This is a genomic window from Sphaerotilus mobilis (genome assembly GCF_004216565.1).
Lineage (GTDB): Bacteria > Pseudomonadota > Gammaproteobacteria > Burkholderiales > Burkholderiaceae_C > Sphaerotilus > Sphaerotilus mobilis.
This window is the reverse complement of the sequence record NZ_SGWV01000007.1, coordinates 295,060-319,399: the sequence shown is the minus strand read 5'-3', so window position 1 is coordinate 319,399 and position 24,340 is coordinate 295,060. Positions and strand designations below refer to the sequence as shown.

The following is a 24,340-nucleotide window of genomic DNA, read 5'->3' as shown; positions in this document are numbered from 1 at the left end:
ATGTCCGCCGCCGAACGCCGCCGTCGCCTGCGCCTGGCGCTGATCCTTTTGCTGCTGGGCGCGGCCGGCCTGCTCGCGGGTCTGATGGCCGGCAGCGAGGGCTGGGACCTCGCGGCGTTGAGGCTGTCGCCCGGCGGCGAACTGATCCTGTGGGACATCCGCGCGCCGCGCAGCCTGGGTGCCGGGCTGGTGGGCGCCCTGTTCGGGCTGTCCGGCGCGCTGGCGCAGGGGCTGTTCCGCAACCCGCTGGCCGACCCGTATCTGCTGGGTTCGGCGGCCGGGGCGTCGCTGGGCGTGGTGATCGTGCTGGCGGCCGGCGGGCTGCTGGGTGCGGCCATTCCGATGGCCGGTGCGGACCTGATCCAGCGGCTGGGCCTGGTGGGCGCGGCCTTCGTCGGTGCGCTGGCTGGCGTGTCGGCCACGCTGGCGCTGGCACGCGGGGCCGAACAAACCACCCGGCTGCTGCTGGCTGGGGTTGTGGTTGGCGTGCTGCTGGGGGCGCTGAACGATCTGGTCACGCTGTTCTCGCCCGATGCGCTGCGCGGCAAGCAGTCCTTCCTGCTTGGTCAGACCGGCCTGCTGGGTTGGCCCAGCGTGACGGTGCTGGCGCTGTCGCTGACGGCCACCTTGCCACTGGCCTGGCGGCTCTCGCGGGTGTTGGACGCGCTGGCGCTGGGCGAGGACAGCGCGCGCAGCCTTGGCCTGGCGCTGCCGCGCCTGCGCGTGGCGCTGGTCGTGCTGATGGCGCTGGCCACCGGCACGGCGGTCGCGCAGGCCGGGCTGGTCGCCTTCGTCGGGCTGGTCGCGCCGCACCTGGTCGCCCGCTTTGTGCGGGCGCCGCATGGCTACCGCCTGGTCGCCAGCGCGGCCATGGGCGGCGTGCTGCTGTTGTGGGCCGACGTGATCGCCCGCAGCGTCATCGCGCCGCAGGAACTGCCGGTGGGCGTGTTCACCGCCGTGCTGGGCGGCTGCTACCTGCTGGTGCTGCTGTGGCGCAGGGGCTTGCGATGACGGCGCTGCTCGACTGCATCGACCTCGCGCTGGCGCCGACTGGCAGCGCCGACCCGGTGCTGCAACACGTCCACCTGTCGATCGGCCCGGGCTGGACCGCCATCGTCGGCCCCAACGGCGCGGGCAAATCGACCTTGCTTCGTGGCCTGGCCGGCTTGCTGGCGCCACGCGCAGGACAGATCCGGCTCGAAGGCCGTGACCTCGCCGCGATGACCTCGCGCGAACGCGCCGTGCGCATCGCCTGGCTGGCCCAGCAGGCCGAAGCCGGCGGCGACCTGACGGTGCGCGACGTGGTCATGCTCGGCCGCCTGCCGCAGCAGGGCCTGTTCGGCGCGGCCAGCGCACAGGACCACGCGGTGGTCGCCCAGGCCATGTCCGACACCGAATGCGCCGACTGGGCCGATCGTCGGCTGGTCGACCTGTCCGGCGGCGAACGCCAGCGGGCCTTGCTGGCGCGCGCACTCGCCGTGCAAGCGCCGGTCCTGCTGTTGGACGAGCCGACCACGCACCTGGATGCCCCGCACCAGGTCGCGCTGGTCCGCCTGATGCGCCAGCTGGGCGCGAGCCGCACGGTGGTCAGCGTGCTGCATGACTTGGGGCTGGCGCTGGCCGCCGACCGGCTGGTGGTGCTGGCGCACGGCCAGGTCCGCGCCGTGGGCCGGCGCGACGACCCGGCCGTGCACGCGGCGCTGCGCGAGGTGTTTGGCGGCGCGATCCGCATCGAGCGCCTGGGCGACGAGTGGCTGGCCTTGCCGGACCTGAGGCTCACGCGATGAGCCAGACCGATGTGAGGCGCGGCAAGGCCGTCATGGTGCTGGGCACCACCAGCGGCGCCGGCAAGAGCTGGCTGGCGACCGCGCTGTGCCGCTGGTATGCCCGGCAAGGCCTGCGCGTGGCACCGTTCAAGGCCCAGAACATGAGCAACAACGCGCGGGTCGTGCCCGGCCTGCCGGGGCCGGACGGACGCAGGCGGCTGGGCGAGATCGGCAGCGCGCAGTACTTCCAGGCCCTGGCCGCACGCTGCGTGCCCGAGGTCCGCCACAACCCGGTGCTGCTCAAGCCCGAGGCCGACACGCGCAGCCAGGTTGTCGTGCTGGGCGACGTCCGCCGCGACCTCGCCGAGGTGCCGTGGCGCGAGCGCAGCGAGGCGCTCTGGCCGCATGCCCGCGACGCGCTCGCGTCTTTGCAGGCAGAACACGACGTCGTGGTGATCGAGGGCGCGGGCTCGCCCGCCGAGATCAACCTGCACGCCAGCGACTACGTGAACATGCGCACCGCCCGGGCGGCGCAAGCGGCCTGCCTGCTGGTCACCGACATCGACCGCGGTGGTGCCTTCGCCCACCTCTACGGCACCCATGCGCTGCTGCCGCCGGAGGAGCGCGCGCTGATCCGCGGCTTTGTGCTGAACCGCTTCCGGGGCGACGCCGCGCTGCTGTCGCCCGGCCCCGAGCAGTTGCAGGCCCTGACTGGCGTGCCCACGCTGGGCGTGCTGCCGATGTGGCATGGCCACGGCCTGCCCGAGGAAGACGGGCTGCATGACCTGGGCGGCGGACCTTCGGGCCAGGGCGCGCTGACCCATCGCATCGCCGTGGTCGTGCCGCCGCGCATCAGCAACCTCGACGAGTTCCAGCCGCTGCGCAACCTGCCCGGCGTGCGCCTGGTCTGGGCCCGCACGCCGGCCGATGTCGACGGCGTCGACTGGATCGTGTTGCCCGGCTCCAAGCACAGCCGCGCCGACCTGGCCTGGCTGCGCGCCCAGCGGCTCGATGCGGCCATCGCTCGCCATGCGGCGGCCGGTGGTGCGGTGCTGGGCCTCTGCGGCGGGCTGCAGATGCTGGGCGAGGCGCTGATCGATCTGGCCGGCGTCGAAGGCGCGGCAGGTCCGACCGCCGATCCGGTCGTCGACGCCTGCATGCCTGGCCTGGGCCTGCTGCCGCTGGTCACGCGTTTCGAGCCCGACAAGCTGCTGCGCCCGACGACCGCGACCTTCGAGGCCCTGCATCCCGACGGACCTTGGGCGGCGCTGTCGGGCCTGGCCTGGCAGGGTTACGAGATCCACCACGGCCGCAGCGTCGCTCACCCGGGCATGGCCGCGCCGCAGCCCGCCGTGCGCGATGCCGTCGGCGCGCCGATCGGCTGGCAGGCGGGGCCGCGCGGCAATGTGCTGGGCCTGTACGCGCATGGCCTGTTCGAATCGCCCGATGTGCTGCGTGCCCTGTTCGGTGCAGAGGTGCGCACGCTCGATGCCGTCTTTGACGGGCTGGCCGACTTCATCGACACCCACCTCGGACCTGCGGCGCTGTTGAGCGTGCTGCAAGCCCGTTGAACACGGACCTACCGCCCATGTTTGCCTTCGAACTTCCTGATGTCGCCGCGCTCAACGATCCGGACCTGGCCGCGCGGGTGCGGCACGCCATCGACCACAAGACCAAGCCGCTTGGTGCGCTGGGTCAGCTCGAAGCGCTGGCCCTGCAGCTGGCGCTGATCCAGGGCCGTGACCTGCCGGTGCTCGACCAACCGCAGCTGCTGGTCTTTGCCGCCGACCACGGTCTGGCCGCACGCGGGGTGTCGGCCTACCCGTCGGACGTGACCGCGCAGATGGTCTTGAACTTCCTGCACGGCGGCGCGGCGGTCAGCGTGCTGGCCCGGCAGCATGGCCTGGCGCTGACGGTGGTCGATGCGGGCGTGCGGCAGGACTTCGAGCCACATCCGCGCCTGCGCCGCTGCAAGGTCGCGCCGGGCACCGCCGATGCGTCGCAGGCTCAGGCGATGAGCTTGTCGCAGTGCGCGCAGGCCATCGCGGTCGGCCGCGAGGTGGTCGCCAGCCTACCCGGCAATGGGGTGCTGCTGGGCGAGATGGGCATCGGCAACAGCTCGGCCGCCGCCCTGCTGGTCGCCCGCCTGACCGACAGCCCGATCGCCGCCTGCACCGGCCGCGGCACCGGGCTGGACGATGCCGCGCTGGCGCACAAGACCGCCGTGCTGGCCGAGGTCCTGGCGCTGCATGCCGATGCCGTCGAGCCGCTCGATGCGCTGGCCGCCTTCGGTGGTCTGGAGATCGCGGCGCTGGTCGGCGCGGTGCTGCAGGCCGCTGCCGAGCGCCGGGTCATCGTCGTCGACGGCTACATCGTCAGCTCGGCCGTGCTGGTCGCCAGCCGCCTGCAGCCGGCCGTGCTGCAACGTTGCGTGTTCGCGCACCGCTCGCAAGAGCCCGGCCACCGCCGGCTGCTGGCGCACTGGGGCGTGCGCCCGCTGATCGACCTGGACCTGCGCCTGGGCGAAGGCTCCGGCGCGGCGCTGGCCTGGCCGCTGCTCGAATCGGCCTGCCGCATCCTGGCCGAGATGGCGAGCTTCGAGTCGGCCGGCGTCAGCGGGCCCTCGCCATGAAGCGGTTGGTCCACGAGCTGCGGCTCTACCTGATCGCGCTGCAGTTCTTCACCCGCGTGCCGGTGCCGGCCTGGGTCGGCTACACGCCCGAGTGGATGCATGCCAGCGCACGCCACTACCCGGGCGTCGGGCTGCTGGTCGGCCTGTGCGGCGCGGCGGTGCTGGCGCTGGCCGCGTCGATCTGGCCGGCGCCGGTGGCGCTGGGCTTGTCGATGGCGGCGACCGTCTGGCTCACCGGCGGCTTCCATGAGGATGGACTGGCCGACACCTGCGACGGACTGGGTGGCGCCGTCACGCGTGAGCGGGCGCTCACGATCATGAAGGACTCGCGGTTGGGCAGCTACGGTGCGCTCGGCCTGGTGCTGGTGCTGGGACTGAAGGCTGCGGCGCTGCATGGCCTGATCGGACTTTCGCTGACTCAGGTGCTGCTGGCCAGCGTCTGGGCCCATGCCGCGTCGCGCGCGGTGCCGGTGCTGCTCCTGGCGTGCTTGCGCTATGCCGGCGATGCCGAACATGCCAAGGCCAAGCCGATGGCCCAGCAGGTCTCGCGGGCCGGCCTGCTGACGGCCCTGGCCTGGGTGGTCGCACTGAGCCTGCTGGCCGGGTGGATGGGGGCGGGCTGGCCGGCATTGGCCGGTGCGCTCGCCGCGCTGCTGCTGGTTGCCGCTGTCTGTCGGCGCTGGTATCGGCGCCGCCTGGGCGGCTACACCGGCGACACGCTGGGCGCCGCGCAGCAACTGAGCGAGCTGGGCGCCTTGCTGGGCTGGCTGGCGCTGGCGAGACTGGCGGGCCAGACATGACGGTCGATGGGTTCGAGACCACCCCGATGGCGCTGGCCGAGCTGCGGGTCTGGCGCCATCCACGCGCCATCGCTGCGGCCGGTCGCTGCATCGGCCGCACCGACCTGGCCGTCGACCCGCGCCGCGCCAAGCGCCTGGCGCACCGCATCCGCGAGGCGCAGCGGCGCACGGGCGCGGCACGGACGATCCTCACCTCCGACCTGCGCCGCGCCGCCGACGTTGGCCGCTGGCTGCGCCGCTGGGGCTGGGTCCACCGCATCGATCCGCGTCTGTCCGAGGCCGATTTCGGCGCCTGGGACGGCCGGCGCTGGGCCAACATCGACGCCGTTGAATCGGCTGGCTGGACCGACGACTTCGCCACCTTCCGGCCCGGCGGCGGCGAGAGCGTCGTGATGCTGCGCGCACGGGTCCGTACCCTGCTGGACGACCCCGCGCTGGCCGCCTCGGTCGTCTGGGCGGTCGGCCATGCCGGCTGGCTCAGTGCGCTGCGCACCCTGCAGCGCGATCCACCGCGTGCCGCCGATTGGCCCGCCGCGATCGGCCATGGCGCCTTGTTGACGGTTCGGCCGCCCCCCAACGAAGGAAGCTCGCCATGACCGTCGACCGCCACCCGCGCCGCATCGTCTGCCTGACCGAGGAGACGACCGAGACGCTCTACCTGCTGGGCGAGCAGGACCGCATCGTTGGCATTTCCGGCTACACCGTGCGGCCGCCGCAGGCGCGTCAGGAGAAGCCGAGGGTCAGCGCCTTTCTGAGCGCCAAGATCGACCAGATCCTGGCGCTGGAGCCCGATCTGGTGCTGGGCTTCTCGGACCTGCAGGCCGACATCGCCAGCACGCTGATCCGCGCCGGTGTGCCGGTGCATGTCTTCAACCACCGCACGGTCGACGGCATCCTCGCCTCGATCCAGATGGTCGGCGCGATGGTCGGTGCGCAGGCGCGCACGGCCGCGCTGATCGCCGAGTTGCAGGCCGGGCTGGATGCGGTCGCCGCCCGCGCGGCCCTGCTGCCGCGTCGGCCACGGGTCTATTTCGAGGAATGGATGGATCCGCTGATCTCGGGCATCGGCTGGGTCAGCGAGCTGATCGTGCATGCCGGGGGCGAGGAGTGTTTCCCGGAGCTGGCTGGCCGGTCGCTGGGGCGTGACCGCATCATTGCCGACCCTCAGGAGGTGGTGCGGCGCTCGCCCGAGCTGATCCTCGGATCGTGGTGCGGACGCAAGTTCCAGCCGGCGACGGTGGCAGCGCGACCGGGCTGGGACACGGTGCCGGCGGTGCGCGACGGTCAGGTCTTCGAGATCAAGTCCAGCGAGATCTTGCAGCCCGGCCCCGCCGCGCTGACCGACGGCCTGCGCCGCATCGAGGCGCGCATCCAGGCCTGGGCCGAGCGCGAGGCCTGAGCGTCGAGCCCAGAAGGTCGGCTCAGGCCAGCTCAGCCCGCCGTCGTCTTGGGCGTGAAGTCGCAGCAATCGGCCACCGAACAGGCTGCGCAGCGCGGCTTGCGGGCCTGGCAGACATAGCGCCCATGCAGGATCAGCCAGTGGTGGGCGTCGACCCGGAAGCGTTCGGGGATGCGCTTGACCAGCGTCAGCTCGACCGCCAGCGGCGTCTTGCCGGGCGCCAGGCCGGTCCGGTTGCTGACCCGGAAGATGTGGGTGTCAACCGCACAGGTCGGCTCGCCAAAGGCCACGTTGAGCACCACATTGGCGGTTTTGCGGCCGACGCCGGGCAGGGCTTCTAGCGCCTCGCGGCTGCGCGGCACCTGGCCGCCGTGGCGCGCCAGCAAGATCTCGCAGGTCTGGATCAGGTGGCGCGCCTTGCTGCGGTACAGGCCGATGGTGCGGATGTGCGCTTCCAGCCCGTCCAGCCCGAGCGCCAGGATGCGCGCGGGCGTGTTGGCCACCGGGAACAGCCGCCGCGTTGCCTTGTTGACGCCGACATCGGTCGCCTGGGCCGACAGCAGCACGGCCGCGAGCAGCTCGAACACCGAGCTGTATTCCAGTTCGGAGGCCGGCAACGGGTTGGCGGCCTGCAAGGTCGTGAAGAAACGCTGAATCTGCTGTTCTTGCATGCGTCAAGTCTAGTTTGGCGATCCGGTCGGCCGATATCAGGGCAAGTGGGTGGCAGCAGAGGGCTGTCACCGGTGTTGGAGGTGGGATGACGTAACCTGGGGTGAACACCTGCAACCGTTTGTGGTGGTTGCGTCAAACTACAACACATGTAGGTAGGTTTCATCCGGACGTGCTTCGGTCATCCTGATGAAGATCTCCCCCTAACGGATGAAGCAACATGTCCCGCGCGCGCCTGACCTCGCCTGACCGACACGCCTCGAGCCCTGCCACTCGGCTCGCCGACAGCGACCGCGCCCGCGACATCAGCGCCTTGGCCTGGACCCTGCTGCTGATCGGTCTGGCGGCCCTGGCCGGCGCCCTGGTGCTGCCCGACCGTCCGCCGATGCTCGCGCCGATGGCCGGTGCGCTGGCCCTGGTCGGCCTGGGTCTGCTGCGCCGTGCGCCGTGGTCACGGACCACCGCCATTGCCCTGTTCGCTGCGCTGATCCATGGCCAACTGAGCCGGCGCTGGCTGGAATCGGACCTGATCCACCCCTTCATCGATGCCCTGAGTGGCGTGCACCATGCGAGCGCGGCGATGCCGATGCTGTCAGCGCCGGTCGTGTCGTCGTCGCTGGGCTTGGCCGGCGCGGTCAGCGGGGCCTTGTTGTGCCTGGTGATGGGCTGCTTCGGTGTCCGCCTGGCGTCCCGAGCGGTGCGCTGCGAATTCCAGCCTCGGACTCAGGTCCGGCGTGGCGTCCCGACCTGGCCGTCGAGGTAGAGCCAGCGGCCATCGCGGCGTTCGAAGCGGCTGGTCTCGACGAGTCGGTGGGCCTTGCCGCCGAACTTGCTGCGGGCGACGAAGCTGACCTCCTGGTGATCGGCGTCAATCAGGCGATGACTGCGGATCTCCAGCCCCAGCCAGCGCAGCCCCGGTTCGTTGGCCGACAGGTCGACCGGGCAGCAGGACGCGTCCCAGGTCGCCCGTAGGTAGTCCAGCCGGTCCAGCACATAGGCGCTGTAGCGCGAACGCATGAGGGCCAGCGCGTCCGGGGCCTGCAGGTGCAGCGGGCCGGCGTGGTAGCGCCCGCAGCAGTCGGCCAAGGTGACGCCGCGGGTGGTGCCGAGGTCGCAGGGGCAGGGCGCCCGATCGGGGTCTGGGAGGTTCATGGCGGGATCGTCGGGGACAAGGCCGGAGGCCACGAAGGATAGGACGGCCACCGCGATAATCCGGGCCGCCTTCGCTTGCCTGCCACCATGCTGTTTGTCCTCTCGCCCGCCAAGTCGCTCGACTACGACACACCGACCCGCGTGAGCGCCAGCCAGCCGCGCTATGTGGCCGAAGCGGCCGAGCTGATCGACATCCTCCGCCAACGCAGCCCCGCCCAGATCGCCGAGCTGATGGACCTGTCGGACCCGCTCGCCAGCCTGAACGCGGCCCGCTATGCCGCCTGGCAACCCGAGGCCGACCGCCGCAACAGCAAGCCCGCCGTGCTGGCCTTCGATGGCGACGTCTACACCGGCCTGGACGCCCGCAGCCTGAGCGCCGCCGACCTGCGCTGGGCCCAGTCGCATGTGCTGATCCTGTCGGGGCTTTATGGCCTGCTGCGCCCGCTTGATGCCTTGCAGCCCTACCGGCTGGAGATGGGCACGCGGCTGCCCAATCCGCGTGGCAAGGACCTGTACGACTGGTGGGGTGACACGATCTCGCTCGATCTGGCCGAGCGCCTGGCCGGCGAACGTCAGCCGGTGCTGGTCAACCTGGCCTCGCAGGAGTACTTCAAGGCCGTGCGCCGTTCGGTGCTGCAGGCCGCCGGGCCGGTCCGTGTCATCGACTGCGTGTTCGAGGACTGGAAGGACGACGGCTACAAGATCATCAGCTTCCACGCCAAGCGAGCCCGTGGCCTGATGGCCCGCTACGCGATCACCAAGCGGTTGGCACGGGTCAGCCAGCTGGGCGATTTCGACCTGGGCGGCTATGCCTATGCGGCCGAGGTGTCCGGACCCGACCGGCTGGTGTTCCGGCGCCGTCAGGCTTGAACGGACGGTGACAACTCGTCGCACTCCCGGCCGCGCCGCCCGGTGAGGCAGTGATGGCCGGCGCGACAATCCTTCGATGACGACGACCACCATGACCCGCCAGACCGCGACCCCCGAACTGCGCCAGTGGATCATCGAACAGGCCCGCGCCGGCCACGGGCCGGAAGCTGTCCTGGCATCGATGCGCGAAGCCGGCTGGCAAGAGGACGTCGCCATTGCGGCGCTCGAGGAGACCCTCAGCACCTACCTGGCCGAACAGGGGCGCGAGGCGGAGTTGCCCGCAGGCTCGGCGGTGCCCGAACCTTCGCTGGAGGGCGCACCCGCCTCGCTGGAGGTGCTGGGCCACCGGGTCGCCGTGTTGACCCAGATGCACCTGCCGCGCGTGGTGGTCTTCGGCGGCTTCCTGTCCGACGAGGAATGCGACGCGCTGGTGGCGCTGGCCGATCCGCGTCTGGCCCGCTCCGAGACGGTCGACAACGACACCGGCGGCAGCGAGGTCAACGAGGCCCGCACCAGCGAGGGCATGTTCTTCGGACGCGGCGAGAGCGAGCTGATCAGCCGCATCGAGGCACGCATCGGCGCCTTGCTGAACTGGCCGGTCGAAAACGGCGAAGGCGTGCAGGTGCTGCACTACCGGCCGGGCGCCGAATACAAGCCGCACTACGACTACTTCGACCCGGCCCAGCCCGGCACGCCGACCATCCTCAAGCGCGGCGGCCAACGTGTCGGTACCTTGGTGATGTACCTGAACACGCCCTTGCGCGGCGGCTCGACGACCTTCCCGGACGTGGGCCTGGAGGTCGCGCCGGTCAAGGGCAATGCCGTTTTCTTCAGCTACGACCGGGCCCATCCGGTCACGCGCACGCTGCACGGCGGCGCGCCGGTGCTCGAGGGCGAGAAGTGGGTTGCCACCAAGTGGCTGCGCCAGGGCCGCTTCGACTGAACCGACCAACCTCAGCGGCCACCGCCCGCCCGATTCCCCAACGATCCGATCCTGGACCCTCGCCGATGACCCGAACCCACCTTGCGCTTTCCCTGCTGGCCTTGTTGATGACGACCATGCCGGCGCATGCGCAGACCTCGGGCGGCACGGCCGCCAAGGGCACGACGACCATCGTCCTGCCGACCCCCGTGCCGCCGCAGCCGATCCAGCCTGCGCCGCCACCGGCACCCTCACCAGTACCCGCACCGACCGCGCCTGCGGCGGCGTTGGGCGAGATGCCCCGCCAGGGCGCTGCCGCCGTCGGCAAGACCGGCGCGGCCGCCGATGCGGGCAAGCCGGCCAAGGCCGTGAAGCCTTCAGGGAGCCGGAAGACCGTCAAGGCTGACAAGGCCAGCAAGGCCAGCAAGACGGGCATCGCCAGCAAGAAGAACACCGCGCGCCAGGCGGACCGCAAGGCGACGCGCAAGTCCGCCCGGGCGGTCCAGGCGAACAAGGCCGCCAAGGTGGTCAAGGCCACCCAGACGCCTCGGCCGCAGAAGCCGGCCCGGACCGAACGACAGCGGCCTCCAATCGACGACGGCTCGCGCCCCTGAGGCCGAACGTCGGGCTCGGGTTGCCCTGTCAATCCGGCTGCTCAAGTGCCGACAGGTCAACCGCCAACGGCACGGTCTCGCCAGGCCGTGGCACCCGAGCCGACCAGCCCAGGTCACGCCCGATGCGCAGCCGCAAGGCGTCGGCCGCAGCGGGTTCGCCGTGCACCACCAGCACCTGCGCGGGTGCGGCCGGCAACTGGCGCATCCAGCCGATCAGGCCGCTCGCATCGGCATGGCCGGACATGCCCCGCAGGTGATGCACCTCGGCGCGCACCGGCACGATCTGGCCCATCACCTTGATCTCGCGCGCACCGTCGATGAGTCGTCCACCGCGACTGCCCGCCACCTGATAGCCCGGGAAGACGATGCTGTGGCGAGGCTCCGGCGCCATCGCCGCCAGGTGGGTCAACACCCGCCCGCCAGTGGCCATGCCGCTGGACGACAGGATCACCGCCGGCGTCTTGCGGCGCGCCAGCCGGCGTGAATCGGCCGCGTCCTCGACGGCGGTGACCCCCTCGCACAGCGTGCGCAGCTCAGCCTGCGACAGCCGCATCAGCCGGGCATGCGCCAGGTGGATGCGGGTGGCGGCCTGCGCCATCGGGCTGTCCAGGTAGATCGGCAGCGAGGCGGGGATCTCGCAGCTGCGACGCAGGCGCTGCAGCAGCAACATCAGCGCCTGGGCCCGGCCCACCGCGAAGGTCGGCATCAGCACGCTGCCGCCCCGTTCGACGGTGTCACGAACGATCGCGGCCAGGCGGGCCTGCTGGTCGCTGTCGTCATGCTGGCGGTCGCCGTAGGTGCTCTCGACCAGCAACAGGTCAGGCGCGTCGGGCACCGCCTGCGGCGCGCGCATCAGCATGTCGTCGGAACGGCCGATGTCCCCGGAGTAGACAAGGGTGTGCAGCCGGTCGCGCAGCGTCACCGAACAGGCGCCGAGCAGATGGCCGGCCGGGGTCAGACGGGCGGTCATGCCGGTGACCGGGCTGAAGTCCTTGCCCGGCGTGATCGGTCGCATCGATTCGATGGCGCGGGCGGCGTCACGGCGGGTGTAGAGCGGCTGGGCCGGCAGGTGCCGGCTCCAGCCGCCCCGGTTGGCGCGCCGGGCGTCTTCTTCCTGCAGGTGGGCCGAATCGAGCAGCAGCACCTCGGCCAGATCGCGGGTGGCGGGGCTGCACCAGATCCGGCCTCGGAAGCCCGCGCGCACCAGCGCTGGCAGCCAGCCGCTGTGGTCGAGGTGGGCATGGCTCAGGACGACCGCATCGAGTGACGGCGGCGCAACACCCAGCGGCAGCCAGTTGCGTTCACGCAGCGGTTTCCAGCCTTGAAAGAGGCCGCAATCGAGCAGCACCAAGCCACCATCGACACCCCTCACGAGGTGGCGCGAGCCGGTCACGCAATCGGCTGCGCCGAGGATCTGCACCAGCATGTCGCACTCCGCCTGGACTGGGTGCTGCGAGCTTGGCCCACCGGCGTCGTCCGCCGCAAGCTGGGGCAGGCCCGGGACTGCGCTGCATCAATTTCGGGCTAAATCACGCCGTTTGATTTGCTTGCCACGCCCAGAAGACAATTGGACACGGCATCGACAAAGATGAACGACACCCGAACTCATGGGAAAAACACCCAGCACAAGCCTCTGGTGTTACAGGACGCTACCTGACATGATCCGTTCATTGCAGTTGTGAACAATCGCACAAAGTTCAGGAACGCAATCCCCCATTCGGAGGTACCCATGGCAGCCCTTCCCGCGTTTTCCGACAGCAGCATGTTCCCTCCCGGCGCGCCGGTTCGGGTGCGTGCGGCGCGGATTCGCGACTGGTCGCGTCTGCAGGGCTTGATCGCTGAGCTGTTCCCGGACGTCGAATCGGCCACGATTGGACACTGGTTGTGTGATGAGCGTCACAAATTGGCGGTAGCCTTCAACGAATCGGGCCTCGTCGGCCTGGTTCGGCTGCAGGTGCATCCGGGTGAACGCGTGACCGAGGTGTCGGCGCTGGGCGTGTTGCCTGCGGCCCGTGGCCAGGGGGTCGCCCGTTCATTGATGAACTATTGTGAAGAGGTTGCCTGTGCTTGCGGGGCGCCGAGCTTGGAGCTGGAGTTGCCGGCAGAAGCTCACGACACGCAAGCCTTTTTCGAGCATCTGGGTTATGTGACCCAGATGCGCAAGGGTCGCGAGACCCAGTTGGGGTCTGTGCGCTGGGTGCGCCGGGCGCCGGTGCCGACCTGGCCGGACTGGGAGCTGCGCCGCGAACACGCGCCGCGGGTCCCGCCGGCCACCTTGCAGCGACTGGCCATGCGGGCGCTCTACGGGGCCTGGATCGGCAGCGCAAGGGCGAACTGAGCCCCGTGCGGGTCCCGCCTGAGTCCCGTCTGAGTCCCTTCTGAGCGGGTCCGCAGCGGACAAGAAAAAAGACGCCCCGAGGGGCGTCTTTTGCTTGGGTCCGGCACCTGGATTCCGGGAAACCGCAGCCGCGGCCGCAACCGCAGCGGCAACCGCTCAGCGACTGCCGGTCTTCGGACGGTTCAGCGCCGGGGCCGCGCCGCGCGGGCTGGCCGAGCCAGCGCCCGGGCCACGGCCCTGCGGGGCACGCTGGCCACCGCCACCGCCGCCACCACCTGCCGGGCGACCGCCGCCCGAGCCCTGCGGGCGTGCGCCAGCCTGGGCCGGACGGCCCTGGCCCTGCCCACCACCACCGGACGGACGTGCCGGCGGACGAGCGCCGCCGCCGCCACCACCACCACCTGCCGAACCACCCCGGCGCGGACCGCCGTTGAGGGTGCGGCGACCGACCTGGATCGGCTCCGGACGCTCGCCCGGATCGGGCTCGTAGCCAGCCACGACCTCGCTCGGGATGCTGCGCTTGATCAGCTTCTCGATGTCGGCGAGGAAGCCTTCTTCGTCGACGCAGACCAGCGACAGCGCCTCGCCCTGCGCGCCGGCCCGGCCGGTGCGGCCGATGCGGTGCACATAGTCCTCGGGGACGTTGGGCAGCTCGTAGTTGATGACGTGCGGCAGCTGGTCGATGTCGATGCCGCGCGCGGCGATGTCGGTCGCCACCAACACGGTCAGGTCACCGGTCTTGAACTCGGCCAGCGCCTTGGTGCGGGCACCCTGGCTCTTGTTGCCGTGGATGGCCATGGCGCTGATGCCGGCCTTGTTCAGGAACTCGCACAGGCGGTTGGCGCCATGTTTCATGCGCGTGAAGACCAGCACCTGGTGCCAGTTCTGGCTCTGGATCAGGTGGGCCAGCAGGTCCTTCTTGCGCTCGCGGCCGACCCGGATCACGCGCTGGGCGATGGTCTCGGCGGTGGTGTTGCGGCGCGCGACCTCGATGACCTGCGGCTTGTTGAGCAGGCGGTCGGCCAGGGTCTTGATCTCGTCGCTGAAGGTGGCCGAGAACAGCAGGCTCTGCTTCTTGGCCGGCACGATGGCCAGCACCTTCTTGATGTCGTGGATGAAGCCCATGTCGAGCATGCGGTCGGCTTCATCGAGCACGAAGAACTGGACCTGGCTCAGGTCCAGCGTGCCCTGCTGGTGGTGGTCCAGCAGGCGGCCGGGGGTGGCCACCAGGATGTCAACGCCACGGCGCAGGCGATCCACCTGCGGGCCCATGCCGACACCACCGAACATGACCATGCTGCTGAGCTGCAGGTACTTGCCATAGGTGCGCACGCTTTCCTCGACCTGGGCCGCAAGTTCGCGGGTGGGCGTGAGGATCAGCGCCCGGATCGCCGGGCGGCCATTGCGGTTCTTGACCGGCTCGCCGGCGGCGAGCTGGTGCAGCAGGGGCAGGGTGAAGCCTGCGGTCTTGCCGGTGCCGGTCTGTGCACCGGCCAGCAGGTCACCACCGGCCAGCACGGCGGGGATCGCCTGGCGCTGGATGGGGGTGGGCGTCTCGTAGCCTTCCTCGCGCACGGCGCGCAGGATGGGCTGGGCCAGGCCCAGGTCGTCAAAACTCATGGAGGAGTGGTTTCCCGCTCGGTGGCGGGGCGACGGGCTGCAGGCTTCCAAGGCGGAAGCGCCAGTCGTGGAGCCCATCGGTGCAGGAAGGTCGGAGGTGACCGACGCGGCCAGACTGGAGTGGCTGCATCTGCGCGCGATTGTAGAGGCTTGATGCGGCGCAGCATCGCAACGGCCGAAGGGGAGTTCCCAGGCTGTTCTTCAGCTGCGTGATGCACTTAAACGGTGCAAACGTTCGGCGCTGGTGCGTTTTCCTCGGATGGGTGCCGCGTCATGGTGCGTCTGTGCGGTGATGGTGGCGGTCTGCACCGCTGCGCGGCATGGGGCACCGACATGGGTACGGCACTTGCTATGTTGGTGCGTTTTCCCGCCGCTCCTCGACACAACCTCGCTCCCCACCCACGCCATGACACCGAACTCACCGGGCGCCGACGCGCTCTTCATCCTGCTGGGCGCCATCATGGTGCTGGCCATGCACGCGGGCTTTGCCTTTCTGGAACTGGGCACGGTGCGCAAGAAGAACCAGGTCAATGCGCTGGTGAAGATCCTGGTGGACTTCGCGGTCTCGACCATCGCCTATTTTTTCGTCGGCTACACCGTCGCCTACGGCATCGACTTCTTCACCGGCGCTGACACGCTGGCGCAGAAGAACGGCTACGAGCTGGTCAAGTTCTTCTTCCTGCTGACCTTCGCGGCGGCCATTCCCGCCATCGTCTCGGGCGGCATCGCCGAGCGCGCCAAGTTCGGCCCGCAGCTGATGGCCACGGCGCTGATCGTCGCCTTCATCTACCCGGTGTCCGAAGGCGTGGCCTGGAACCGCCTGCTGGGCTTGCAGGATTGGCTCAACGCGACCTTCGGCGCCGACTTCCACGACTTTGCCGGCAGCGTGGTCGTGCATGCGGTGGGCGGCTGGATCGGCTTGGCTGCCGTGCTGCTGCTGGGCGCACGCGCGAACCGCTACCGCAAGGACGGCGCGATGAGCGCGCATCCGCCGTCGAGCATCCCCTTCCTGGCGCTGGGCGCCTGGATCCTGGCGGTGGGCTGGTTCGGCTTCAACGTCATGAGCGCGCAGACGCTCGAGAAGATGTCGGGCCTCGTCGCCGTCAACTCGTTGATGGCGATGGTCGGCGGCACGCTGGTCGCGGTGCTGATGGGCCGCAACGACCCGGGCTTTGCCTACAACGGCCCGCTGGCCGGGCTGGTGGCGGTCTGCGCCGGTTCGGACCTGATGCACCCGATGGGCGCCCTGATCGTCGGCGGCGTGGCCGGCGCGATCTTCGTGCAGCTGTTCACCCTGACCCAGAACCGCTGGAAGATCGACGACGTGCTGGGCGTCTGGCCGCTGCACGGCCTGTGCGGCGCCTGGGGCGGCATCGCCTGCGGCATCTTCGGCCAGCAGGCCTTCGGAGGCCTGGGCGGCGTCAGCTTCATGAGCCAGCTGATCGGCACCTTGCTGGCGATCGCCTGGGCGCTGATCGGCGGCTTCCTGGTCTACGGTCTGCTGCGCAAGGTCTTCGGCCTGCGCCTGAGCCAGGAGGAGGAATACGAAGGCGCCGACCTCTCCATCCACCGGATCGGTGCGACGCCGGACCGCGACGTCAACTGGTGATCGCGCGGGCCGCCATCCGCCATCCGCCATCCGCCATCCGCCTTGTGGCTTGAAGCTCAGAGCTTGAGTTCGAGCCGCAGGCTGACGCTGGTCCGGCTCGGCTCGAAGCTGGTGGTGGTCGACTGGATCGCATCGGTCGCATCGCTTGACGCGACCGCGGTGGTCGAGGTCTCGTCGCGCGGCACCAGGTTGCTGGCCGACAGGCGCAGCTGGGCCGCCGGGCTGAAGCGCCAGAGCGCGTAGGCATCGAGCACGCGTCGCGCATCGGTCGTGCTGCGCTGGCTGGCGGACTGCTGGACGGCATAGGCCGGTGTCAGCGCCAGATGGCCGCCGATGGTCAGCGGCAGGCCGCGCAGTCGGTAGTCCGCACCCAGACCGGCGGTCCAGCCGGGTTGCTGGTCGAGCCGGTTGTCCGGCCCGGCGATGTCCTCCACGCGCGAACGGAACACCGCGCCATTGATGCGCAGGTCGACCGGCGTGGCTTGGGCCACGGCCTCGTCGAGGCGGAACTTGGCCTCCAGCTCGATGCCTTGGGTGGTGGCGTCGCCGACGTTCTGGGGCCGTGAGACATGGCGCGGCACGCTCGACCAGCTGACCGTCTCGAGCTGGGTCTGGTTGCGGATCAGGTCCTGGATCTGGCGGCGGAACACGCTGGCGCTCAGCACGCCACCGCCGTCCAGGTAGCGCTCGAAGGCGATGTCCAGGCCGGTTGCCAGTTCGGGCCGGATGTCCGGGTTGCCGGCCCGGTCGGGCGTGCTGGCGCTGTTGGCGGTGTTCACCGGCGCGCTGCTGTTGATCGACGGCCGGGCGGCGATGTTCTGCAAGGTCGGCGCGCGGTAGCTGCGGGTCAGGCTGGCGCGGATCTGGTCACGGCCGCCTTCTTCCAGCCGGTAGATGGCATGCAGCAGCGGGCTGAGCACCTGGCTGCGGTTGTTGACCGCGCCGCTGCTCAGGTCGCTGCGGGTGGTGATGCCCTCCCAACGCAGGCCGCCGTGCACGGCCCACTGGCCGGTGATGGACCATTCGTCTTGTGCCCAGGCGGCGCTGCGGGTGGTGCGCGCGCTCAGGTTCTCGCCGAAGTCGGCCAGCAGCGAGCTGCTGGTGCCCGCAGGCAAGACGGTCTGGATGCTGCTGCGGCCGTCGTCGCGCTGGCCGCGCTCCAGTTCCCAGCCAGCGGCGAGTTGGTGGTCGGCGCCCAGGTTGCGGGTGTATTTGCCGCCGGCGCTCCACCACTGCTCGTCCAGCAGGCTGAGGTCCTGCTGGGCCCGGTTGTCGATGCCGCCCAGCGACTCGACGCGGCGACTGTCCCCGTCGAAGTTCGAGCGGCTCAGGCCGGCCCGGGTCTCGAGCCGGGCGCCGCCATCCAGGCGGGTGTTCCATTGACCGTTCAGGCGCAGCAGCCGGTAGTCGCGTTCGGCCTGCTGGCGGGTGGCGTCGAAGGTGCTGGTCCCGGCATCGACCTGGCGCACGCCGTCGGTCTGGCCACCGCCACTGGACAGGATGGCGAACGGCATCAGGGCCAGCGTGTCGCCGCCGCCGAGCTTCCACTGCAGCCGGCCGCCCAGGTGGGCCGCGTTGCGCCAGTCGCGGCTCTCGCTCTGGTCGGTGCGATCCAGGCTGACGACTTCAGCGCCACCGGCCAGCGGCGTGCGGGTCTCCTGCGTGCGGCTTTGGCTGGTGCTGAGGCGGTCGCTGCGCATCAGGTGGGCGTTGAAGTTGTAGCTGACGTCGCCGATCTGGTCGGAGCGGCTCCAGTTGGCGCTCGGCTGCAGGTGGCCGTCCTCGTCGCTGAGGCCCAGGTTGACGTTGTTCAGGCGCTTGCGCACGTCCTCGCGCAGGATGATGTTGATGGTGCCGGCGATGGCCTGTGCGCCGGTTTCGGCGGTCGGCGCGCGCAGCACCTCGATGCGTTCGAGCTGCTCGGGCGTCAGGTCATCGAGCGACAGGCCGGCGCCCAGGCGCTCGCCGTTGATCAGGATCTGCGTGTAGCCACTGCCCAGGCCGCGCATGCGCACCGCGCCGCCCCGGCCGGGTCGCCCGCCCAGCGTCACGCCGGGCAGGCGCTTGAGCACCTCGGCAACGCTCTGATCGGCATAGCGGTCCAGCTCGTCGCGGCCGATGATGGTCTTGGCGGCGGTCGACTCGCGCCGCACGGCCGTCTCGACCGCTGTGCCGGTGATCTCGACCCGCTCCAGGCGGGCGGCGCCATCGTCGGCCGCTTGAGCGGAGTCGGCGGAGGGCGTGACGGGTGTGGGAGGCGTGGTCGGCGTGGAAGGCGTGGCAGGCGCCGTTGGGGCCTGCTGGGCCCATGCGCCGATCGGCAGCAAGGCCGTGGCCAGCAACAAGACGGACGGGCGAGGGAGGAACAGTGGGCTCATGGCGCGGATCGTTGTCGTTCTGTGGATCGGTGGACGCGTTCATTGTCCGTGGCCGGATCTGTCGCTGCAGGCTTGGGTTCATGACAGATGGAACGTTGGCAGGCCCCGTTTAGACTCGCGGCCCATGACTGCGCAGCCCCAGAACGTGCCCCAGAACGTTGCCGAGAACGACGCCCCGAACGCCCCCCGCCGCGATCTGGCCGGTCGGCGCATCGTGCTGGGCCTGAGCGGCGGCATCGCCTGCTACAAGTCGGCCGAACTGCTGCGCCTGCTGGTCAAGGCCGGTGCGGACGTGCAGGTCGTGATGACCGACGGCGCGCGCCGCTTCATCACCGCCGAGACGATGCAGGCCTTGTCCGGCCACCCGGTGGCCACCGAGATCTGGGATGGCCGCGAGCCCAACGGCATGCCGCACATCAACCTCACCCGCGGCGCCGATGCCATCCTGATCGCGCCGGCGACCGCCGACTGCATCGCCCGGCTGGCCCAGGGACGCGCCGATGACCTGCTCGGCCTGACCTGCCTGGCGCGGCCCTGGGGCAGTGGCGCGGACCGCGTCCCGCTGGTGCTGGCACCGGCGATGAACCGCGAGATGTGGGCCCACCCTGCGACCCAGCGCAACCTGCGCCAGGTCGTGGCCGACGGCGCCGTGGCGCTCGGCGTCGATGCCGGCGAGCAGGCCTGCGGCGAGATCGGCGACGGCCGCATGCTGGAAGCCGCGCCGATCGTCGAGGAGCTGATCGCCGTGCTGTCGCCCAAGCCGCTGGCGGGCGTCTCGATGCTGATCACGGCCGGCCCGACCTTCGAGGCCATCGACCCGGTGCGCGGCATCACCAACTTGTCCAGCGGCAAGATGGGTTTCGCGATCGCGCGTGCGGCCCGCGAGGCGGGGGCTGCCGTCACGCTGGTGGCCGGTCCGGTCCACCTCGACACGCCGCGTGGCGTCCGGCGCATCGACGTGCGCTCGGCCGCCCAGATGCACGATGAGGTGCTGCCGGCGGCCTCGCGCCACGATGTCTTCGTGGCGACGGCGGCCGTGGCCGATTGGCGACCGGCGGCGCTGAGTCAGCACAAGATCAAGAAGGACGGCAAGAAGGTCGCACCGACCTTCGAACTGAGCGAGAACGCCGACATCCTGGCCGCCGTCGCCGCCTTGCCGCAGCCGCCGTTCTGCGTCGGCTTTGCCGCCGAGAGCGAGAAGCTGGCGCTGCATGCGCGCGAAAAGCTGGTGCGCAAGAAGGTCCCGCTGATCGTCGGCAACCTGGGTCCGGCGACCTTTGGCCGCGACGACAACAGCTTGCTGCTGGTGGATGCCCACGGCGAACAGCCGCTGCCGGCCGACGGTCGGGCGCTCGACAAACTGGCGCTGGCCCGTGAGCTGGTGCGCGAGATCGCCTCGCGCCTGCCGCGTCGCGTCTGACACCGGCTCGGAATCCCTGCCCGTGACGATCCCTGTGACGCTCCCCGTGACGACCCCCATGACGACCCGCATCGACTTCAAGATCCTCGACCCACGCCTGCGCGAGTCCCTGCCGGCCTACGCCACGCCTGGCGCGGCCGGCCTGGACCTGCGCGCCTGCATCGACGGACCGCTGGAGCTGGCGCCAGGCGCCAGCGTGCTGATCCCCACCGGCATGGCGATCCACATCGCTGACCCCGGGCTGGCGGCGGTGATCCTTCCGCGCTCCGGTCTGGGCCACAAGCACGGGCTGGTGCTGGGCAACCTGGTCGGCCTGATCGACAGCGACTACCAGGGCCCGCTGATGGTCAGCGCCTGGAACCGCAGCGCGACGGCCTACACGATCGCCCCGCTGGAGCGCATCGCCCAGCTGGTGATCGTGCCGGTGGTTCAGGCCGCCTTCCGCGAGGTCGACGACTTCGGCGTGTCGGCGCGGGGCGAGGGCGGTTTCGGGTCGACCGGACGAGGCTGAGGCCGGGCCGAGGCTCCCGGACGTCAGTGCAGGTGCTGGTTGGCCGGCGCGAGGCTGAGCAGGCTGAGGCCGTCCTTGTCGACGCTGCGGTTGTCGGACTCTTCCTCGGTCGCTTCGCGCACGTCGCGGACCTGCAACTGCAAGACCAGCGCGATGCCGGCCAGCGCATGGTTGCCGTCCAGCACGACATGGCTGTCGTAGACCTCGGTGACGGTGTAGATGACGTCGCGCGGCAGGTCGGGCGTCAGGCTGCCTTCGGGCGGACCTTCGAACTGCATGCCGGTGGCGATCGCCTCGGGGAAGATGTCGCGGGCCTCGAAGAAGACCAGCTTGGCGTCGTACTCGCCAAAGGCATGTTCGGGTTCCAGGTGCAGCGTGGCCTCGAAGCCGGCGCCTTGTCCGGCGATGACCTCCTCGACCTTGGCGAGCAGGTCATCGCCGCCGTAGAAGAATTCGACGGGTTCGTCGAGGTGGTCGATCAGGTTGCCGTGGGCGTCTTCAAGTCGCCAGCTCAGGCTGACGACGCAGGGTGCGGTGATGAGCATGGCGGGAATCATCGCATGCGTGCCGGGGCCCGGCAGAATCCGTGCCATGCCCAAGAAGAACCCAACGTCCCCCCAGAAGACCGCTGTTGCCCCGGCGCAGCGCCCCCATCCCGATGCCGCCGTCGCGCCGCTGGACGTGGGCAGCGAGCTGCTCGGCGGTCTCAGTGCCGAGGCCTTCATGCGCCGCCACTGGCAGCGCAAGCCGCTGCTGGTGCGCCAGGCGCTGCCCGGCGTGGTGCCGCCGCTCAGCCGGGCCGAGCTGTTCGCGCTGGTCGAGCGTGACGACGTCGAATCGCGCCTGATCCGGCGTGAAGGCGAACCCGGTCGCGAGGCCTGGCAGCTGCGTCGCGGCCCGATGCCGCGTCGCGCCCTGCCGTCGGCCAGCAAGCCCGGCTGGACCGTGCTGGTGCAGGGCCTGAACCTGCATGTGCCGGCCGCCGAAGCCATCCTCAACCGCTTCCGTTTCGTGCCCCAGGCCCGGCTGGACGACCTGATGGTGTCCTGGGCCAGCGATGGCGGCGGCGTGGGGCCGCACTTCGATTCCTACGACGTCTTCCTGATCCAGGTGCAAGGCCAGCGCCGCTGGCGCATCGGCCGCATGCCCAACGCGGAGCTGCGCCCAGGCCTGCCGCTCAAGATCATCGACGGCTTCGTGGCCGAACAGGAATGGGTGCTCGAGGCGGGCGACATGCTCTACCTGCCGCCCGGCTGGGCGCACGACGGCGACGCGGTCGGCGGCGACTGCATGACCTGCTCGGTCGGCTTCCGCTCGCCGGGCCGCAGCGAGCTGGTGCGCGAAACGCTGCTGCGTCTGGCCGATGCGGTCGACGACGAGGCCGATGGTGGCGCGCGTCCGCCGGTCTACCGCGATCCGGGCCAGCTCGCAACCGATGCGCCCGGACGCATCCCGGCGGCCCTGCACGACTACGCCCAGGCGGCGCTGACGCGCGCGCTGGCAGAGCCGGGTGCGCTGGCGCAGGCGCTGGGCGAGTACCTCAGCGAGCCCAAGGCGCAGATCAGCTTTGACCCGGGCCGCACGATGCCCGAGGGCTGCGGTGTGCGGCTGGATCCGCGCACCTGCCTGCTCTATGACGATCGGCGTGTCTACTGCAACGGTGAGTCCTGGCGCGCCGCCGGGCGTGATGCCCGCGCCTTGCAGCAGCTGGCCGATGCCCGCGCGCTGGACGCCGCCAGCGTCGCCAAGGCCAGCCCGGAGCTTCAAGAGCTGCTCACGCAATGGGTCGAGGACGGCTGGCTGTTGCCCACCTGAACGCCTTGGCCCGCGGCTCTGCTGGCCCCAGCGCACCCCGGGTGTGCATGTCTGCCGAGGTTCTGCACCATCTTCGCGTTTCGGATCAGCAACAACCCGTACTGTCAACCCGTCGCGTTTTGACCCGTTATTCCTCGCAGGTCAGCTTGTCAACCGGGTTGACCATGTATCATCGCGGGCTGGACGCGAATTCATTCTGAAATTTCGCGCCTGACCTGGTCCAAAGCGGACGGCGCAAGCTGTATGCCCTCCAGCCAGGATCGATTCCGCATCGTCACCACTGCAATTTACTGTCTGAGGACACAAGCATGAACAAGTCGCTCCTGATGGCCGCCCTGATCGCTGCCGCTGCCCTGGCCGCGTGCGGCAAGAAGGAAGAAGCCGCCCCGGCCGCGCCGGCCGCTGCCCCCGCCGCTGAAGCTTCGGCTCCGGCTGCTGCGCCCGCCGCTTCCGAAGCCGCTGCCCCGGCTGCTTCCGCTGCTTCGAACTGATCCTCTTCAGTCAAGCAATGCCAAGCCGCCTTCGGGCGGCTTTTTTGCGTCTGCTTGAAGGCCGTTGCAGGCCCTGAAGCGAAAAAGCCACCCCTGGGGGTGGCTTTTGACCGTCTGGTGAAGGCTGTGCTTCAGCGCAGTTCGTTGAGCAGCAGCTGCGCGATGTTGCGGGTCGATTCGTCGCCGGCCTTTGCGGCGACGCCATCGGCCTCCAGCACGGCCACCGTGCTGGCGCTGTTGCCCTGGGCGGAAACCTTGACCCGGTAGCGACGGCCCGTGGCATCCGGCTTGTCCTTGCCAAACAGGCGGGACAGGAAGTTGGGCTGCTCGGCACCGGCGAGCTTCGGATCGATGTAGCGCACGAAGTAGGTGCCCTGGCTGCGGTCACGGTCCTCGACCGTGAAGCCGCCGCGATCGAGTGCCAGACCGACCCGGCGCCAAGCGCGTTCGAAGCCATCGTCGACCTGCAGCGTGGTGGAGCCGGTGGGGCCTTCGAAGCGGGCTCGCGGCGGGCTGACGGGCGCAGAGGCCACAGACTTGCCGGCCTCGGCGACGGCCGCTGCGCTGGGCGCGGCAGCCGTGGCGGGACTCAGGGCGACCAGCAGGCGCGCAAGCATTTCGGCTTCCATGCTGGGATCGCTGGGACGTGACTGCCAGCGGACCTGGTCGGCCGATGACGTGTTGCCCGCCATCACGACCTGCGAGGCGCCTGTGTGCGTGATGGTGATCTCGCTGCCCTGCGAGCTGCGTTCCACCAGCATGCGGTAGCGGTCCCGCTCACCGCTGTCGGTCAGGCTGTCGAAGACGCGGTTGAGCAGCCGGTTCAGGCCGTCTTGCGGCAGCTTGGCGCGGTTCTCCAGCCAGTCGGTCTCCATCAGGCCGAACTGGGGCTGGTCGAGGGTCAGCGTGAAGCCGTTGGCACGCCAGTAGTCCTGCAACTGCGGCCAGAGCTGTTCCGGCGTCTGGTTGCTGACGAGCCAGCGCTGGTTGCCGACCCGTTCGATGCGCAGGCTGGGCGTGCCCGCTGGTGCAACGGGAGCGGTCGCCGACGGTGCGTTTGCGGTGGCGGCCCGGGCGGCTCCTTGCAGCGCGTTGGCGCTGATCGGCGCGCCGGTCGGTGGCTGGTAGCGCGGATCGCTGGACAGCTGGGTCAGGTCCGGGGGCACGTCCAGCGGCGTGGCTGGCTGGGCCTTGGCGCGGTAGTCGACCTTGCTGCTGCCGAAGGTGTTGGAGAGGGCCTGACAACCCACCAGGCCCTGGGCGACCAGCAAGGTCAGCACGGAGGCGGTCAGCGGGCGCAGGCGCGGGGACTTCGTCGAGCGGGACATCGTCAT

24 protein-coding genes are annotated in these 24,340 nt (G+C 70.3%); 17 read left to right on the top strand and 7 right to left on the bottom strand.

Annotated features, from left to right (window positions below):
* From EV685_RS01680 to EV685_RS01650, 7 genes are read left to right on the top strand one after another with little or no spacing between them, the layout of a single operon-like run.
* Positions 1-1,011, top strand: a complete 1,011-nt coding sequence (locus EV685_RS01680) for a FecCD family ABC transporter permease (protein ID WP_130480250.1) — start codon at positions 1-3, stop codon at positions 1,009-1,011.
* A complete protein-coding gene (locus EV685_RS01675) occupies positions 1,008-1,787 on the top strand; it encodes an ABC transporter ATP-binding protein (protein WP_130480249.1) in 780 nt (259 codons plus the stop codon). The genes EV685_RS01680 and EV685_RS01675 overlap by 4 nt, the downstream gene beginning before the upstream one ends.
* Positions 1,784-3,337: a cobyric acid synthase gene (locus EV685_RS01670; RefSeq protein ID WP_242615370.1), complete on the top strand. Its 1,554-nt coding sequence runs from the start codon at positions 1,784-1,786 to the stop codon at positions 3,335-3,337. The genes EV685_RS01675 and EV685_RS01670 overlap by 4 nt, the downstream gene beginning before the upstream one ends.
* Positions 3,338-3,354: 17 nt before the next feature.
* Complete coding sequence (cobT, locus tag EV685_RS01665; protein WP_130480248.1) at positions 3,355-4,398, top strand: nicotinate-nucleotide--dimethylbenzimidazole phosphoribosyltransferase; 1,044 nt, start codon at positions 3,355-3,357, stop codon at positions 4,396-4,398.
* The gene (locus tag EV685_RS01660; RefSeq protein WP_165396687.1) at positions 4,395-5,198 is read left to right on the top strand and encodes an adenosylcobinamide-GDP ribazoletransferase; all 804 of its coding nucleotides are present in this window, start codon (positions 4,395-4,397) and stop codon (positions 5,196-5,198) included. The genes cobT and EV685_RS01660 overlap by 4 nt, the downstream gene beginning before the upstream one ends.
* A complete protein-coding gene (locus tag EV685_RS01655) occupies positions 5,195-5,794 on the top strand; it encodes a histidine phosphatase family protein (RefSeq protein WP_242615369.1) in 600 nt (199 codons plus the stop codon). Before EV685_RS01660 ends, EV685_RS01655 begins: the two co-directional genes overlap by 4 nt.
* A complete protein-coding gene (locus tag EV685_RS01650; RefSeq protein ID WP_130480247.1) occupies positions 5,791-6,597 on the top strand; it encodes a cobalamin-binding protein in 807 nt (268 codons plus the stop codon). Before EV685_RS01655 ends, EV685_RS01650 begins: the two co-directional genes overlap by 4 nt.
* 32 nt (positions 6,598-6,629) lie before the next feature.
* On the opposite strand, the gene nth is transcribed toward EV685_RS01650, so the two are convergent.
* Entirely contained in the window at positions 6,630-7,268 is a 639-nt protein-coding gene (gene nth / locus EV685_RS01645) for an endonuclease III (RefSeq protein ID WP_130480246.1), read from the bottom strand.
* Between the two features lie 218 nt (positions 7,269-7,486).
* Here nth and EV685_RS01640 point away from each other — a divergent pair, with 218 nt between their 5' ends.
* The gene (locus EV685_RS01640) at positions 7,487-8,029 is read left to right on the top strand and encodes a hypothetical protein (RefSeq protein WP_130480245.1); all 543 of its coding nucleotides are present in this window, start codon (positions 7,487-7,489) and stop codon (positions 8,027-8,029) included.
* Here EV685_RS01640 and EV685_RS01635 read toward each other — a convergent pair.
* A complete protein-coding gene (locus EV685_RS01635) occupies positions 7,990-8,418 on the bottom strand; it encodes a YchJ family protein (protein WP_165396686.1) in 429 nt (142 codons plus the stop codon). The two genes, EV685_RS01640 and EV685_RS01635, sit on opposite strands and share 40 nt — an antisense overlap.
* Positions 8,419-8,505: 87 nt before the next feature.
* Here EV685_RS01635 and yaaA point away from each other — a divergent pair, with 87 nt between their 5' ends.
* The 3 genes from yaaA to EV685_RS01620 all read left to right on the top strand — a co-directional run bounded on the left by yaaA (position 8,506) and on the right by EV685_RS01620 (position 10,824).
* Positions 8,506-9,288 carry a peroxide stress protein YaaA gene (gene yaaA, locus EV685_RS01630; RefSeq protein ID WP_130480244.1) on the top strand — a complete coding sequence of 261 codons (783 nt, stop codon included), beginning with the start codon at positions 8,506-8,508 and terminating at the stop codon, positions 9,286-9,288.
* 76 nt (positions 9,289-9,364) lie between these two features.
* Complete coding sequence (locus tag EV685_RS01625) at positions 9,365-10,231, top strand: 2OG-Fe(II) oxygenase (protein ID WP_242615368.1); 867 nt, start codon at positions 9,365-9,367, stop codon at positions 10,229-10,231.
* A gap of 65 nt (positions 10,232-10,296) precedes the next feature.
* Positions 10,297-10,824 (top strand): hypothetical protein, encoded by a 528-nt coding sequence (locus EV685_RS01620; RefSeq protein ID WP_130480243.1) that lies wholly within the window; start codon positions 10,297-10,299, stop codon positions 10,822-10,824.
* A 28-nt stretch (positions 10,825-10,852) separates the two neighbouring features.
* Here EV685_RS01620 and EV685_RS01615 read toward each other — a convergent pair whose 3' ends face one another.
* The gene (locus EV685_RS01615; RefSeq protein ID WP_130480242.1) at positions 10,853-12,250 is read right to left on the bottom strand and encodes an MBL fold metallo-hydrolase RNA specificity domain-containing protein; all 1,398 of its coding nucleotides are present in this window, start codon (positions 12,248-12,250) and stop codon (positions 10,853-10,855) included.
* 303 nt (positions 12,251-12,553) lie between these two features.
* On the opposite strand from EV685_RS01615, the gene EV685_RS01610 reads away from it, so the two are divergent.
* Positions 12,554-13,162 carry a GNAT family N-acetyltransferase gene (locus tag EV685_RS01610; protein WP_130480241.1) on the top strand — a complete coding sequence of 203 codons (609 nt, stop codon included), beginning with the start codon at positions 12,554-12,556 and terminating at the stop codon, positions 13,160-13,162.
* Positions 13,163-13,318: 156 nt separating this feature from the next.
* On the opposite strand, the gene EV685_RS01605 is transcribed toward EV685_RS01610, so the two are convergent.
* Positions 13,319-14,782, bottom strand: a complete 1,464-nt coding sequence (locus EV685_RS01605; RefSeq protein ID WP_130480240.1) for a DEAD/DEAH box helicase — start codon at positions 14,780-14,782, stop codon at positions 13,319-13,321.
* Positions 14,783-15,188: 406 nt separating this feature from the next.
* Here EV685_RS01605 and EV685_RS01600 point away from each other — a divergent pair, with 406 nt between their 5' ends.
* Complete coding sequence (locus EV685_RS01600; protein ID WP_130480239.1) at positions 15,189-16,391, top strand: ammonium transporter; 1,203 nt, start codon at positions 15,189-15,191, stop codon at positions 16,389-16,391.
* Between the two features lie 56 nt (positions 16,392-16,447).
* Here EV685_RS01600 and EV685_RS01595 read toward each other — a convergent pair whose 3' ends face one another.
* Entirely contained in the window at positions 16,448-18,769 is a 2,322-nt protein-coding gene (locus EV685_RS01595) for a TonB-dependent receptor plug domain-containing protein (RefSeq protein WP_130480238.1), read from the bottom strand.
* A 145-nt stretch (positions 18,770-18,914) separates the two neighbouring features.
* Here EV685_RS01595 and coaBC point away from each other — a divergent pair, with 145 nt between their 5' ends.
* Both coaBC and dut read left to right on the top strand, forming a co-directional pair.
* The gene (coaBC, locus tag EV685_RS01590; protein ID WP_242615367.1) at positions 18,915-20,189 is read left to right on the top strand and encodes a bifunctional phosphopantothenoylcysteine decarboxylase/phosphopantothenate--cysteine ligase CoaBC; all 1,275 of its coding nucleotides are present in this window, start codon (positions 18,915-18,917) and stop codon (positions 20,187-20,189) included.
* A gap of 58 nt (positions 20,190-20,247) precedes the next feature.
* Positions 20,248-20,700, top strand: coding sequence for a dUTP diphosphatase (gene dut / locus EV685_RS01585; RefSeq protein WP_207224736.1), 453 nt, complete (start codon positions 20,248-20,250; stop codon positions 20,698-20,700).
* Between the two features lie 23 nt (positions 20,701-20,723).
* Here the strand turns inward: dut and EV685_RS01580 are convergent, their stop codons facing one another.
* On the bottom strand, positions 20,724-21,245 hold the full coding sequence (locus EV685_RS01580) for an FKBP-type peptidyl-prolyl cis-trans isomerase (RefSeq protein ID WP_130480236.1): 522 nt from the start codon (positions 21,243-21,245) through the stop codon (positions 20,724-20,726).
* Between the two features lie 46 nt (positions 21,246-21,291).
* Here EV685_RS01580 and EV685_RS01575 point away from each other — a divergent pair, with 46 nt between their 5' ends.
* Together EV685_RS01575 and EV685_RS01570 are read left to right on the top strand one after the other, a co-directional pair.
* Positions 21,292-22,515 carry a JmjC domain-containing protein gene (locus tag EV685_RS01575; RefSeq protein WP_420820796.1) on the top strand — a complete coding sequence of 408 codons (1,224 nt, stop codon included), beginning with the start codon at positions 21,292-21,294 and terminating at the stop codon, positions 22,513-22,515.
* A 308-nt stretch (positions 22,516-22,823) separates the two neighbouring features.
* Positions 22,824-23,006, top strand: a complete 183-nt coding sequence (locus EV685_RS01570) for a hypothetical protein (RefSeq protein WP_130480235.1) — start codon at positions 22,824-22,826, stop codon at positions 23,004-23,006.
* 131 nt (positions 23,007-23,137) lie between these two features.
* Here EV685_RS01570 and bamC read toward each other — a convergent pair whose 3' ends face one another.
* Complete coding sequence (gene bamC, locus EV685_RS01565) at positions 23,138-24,340, bottom strand: outer membrane protein assembly factor BamC (RefSeq protein ID WP_242615366.1); 1,203 nt, start codon at positions 24,338-24,340, stop codon at positions 23,138-23,140.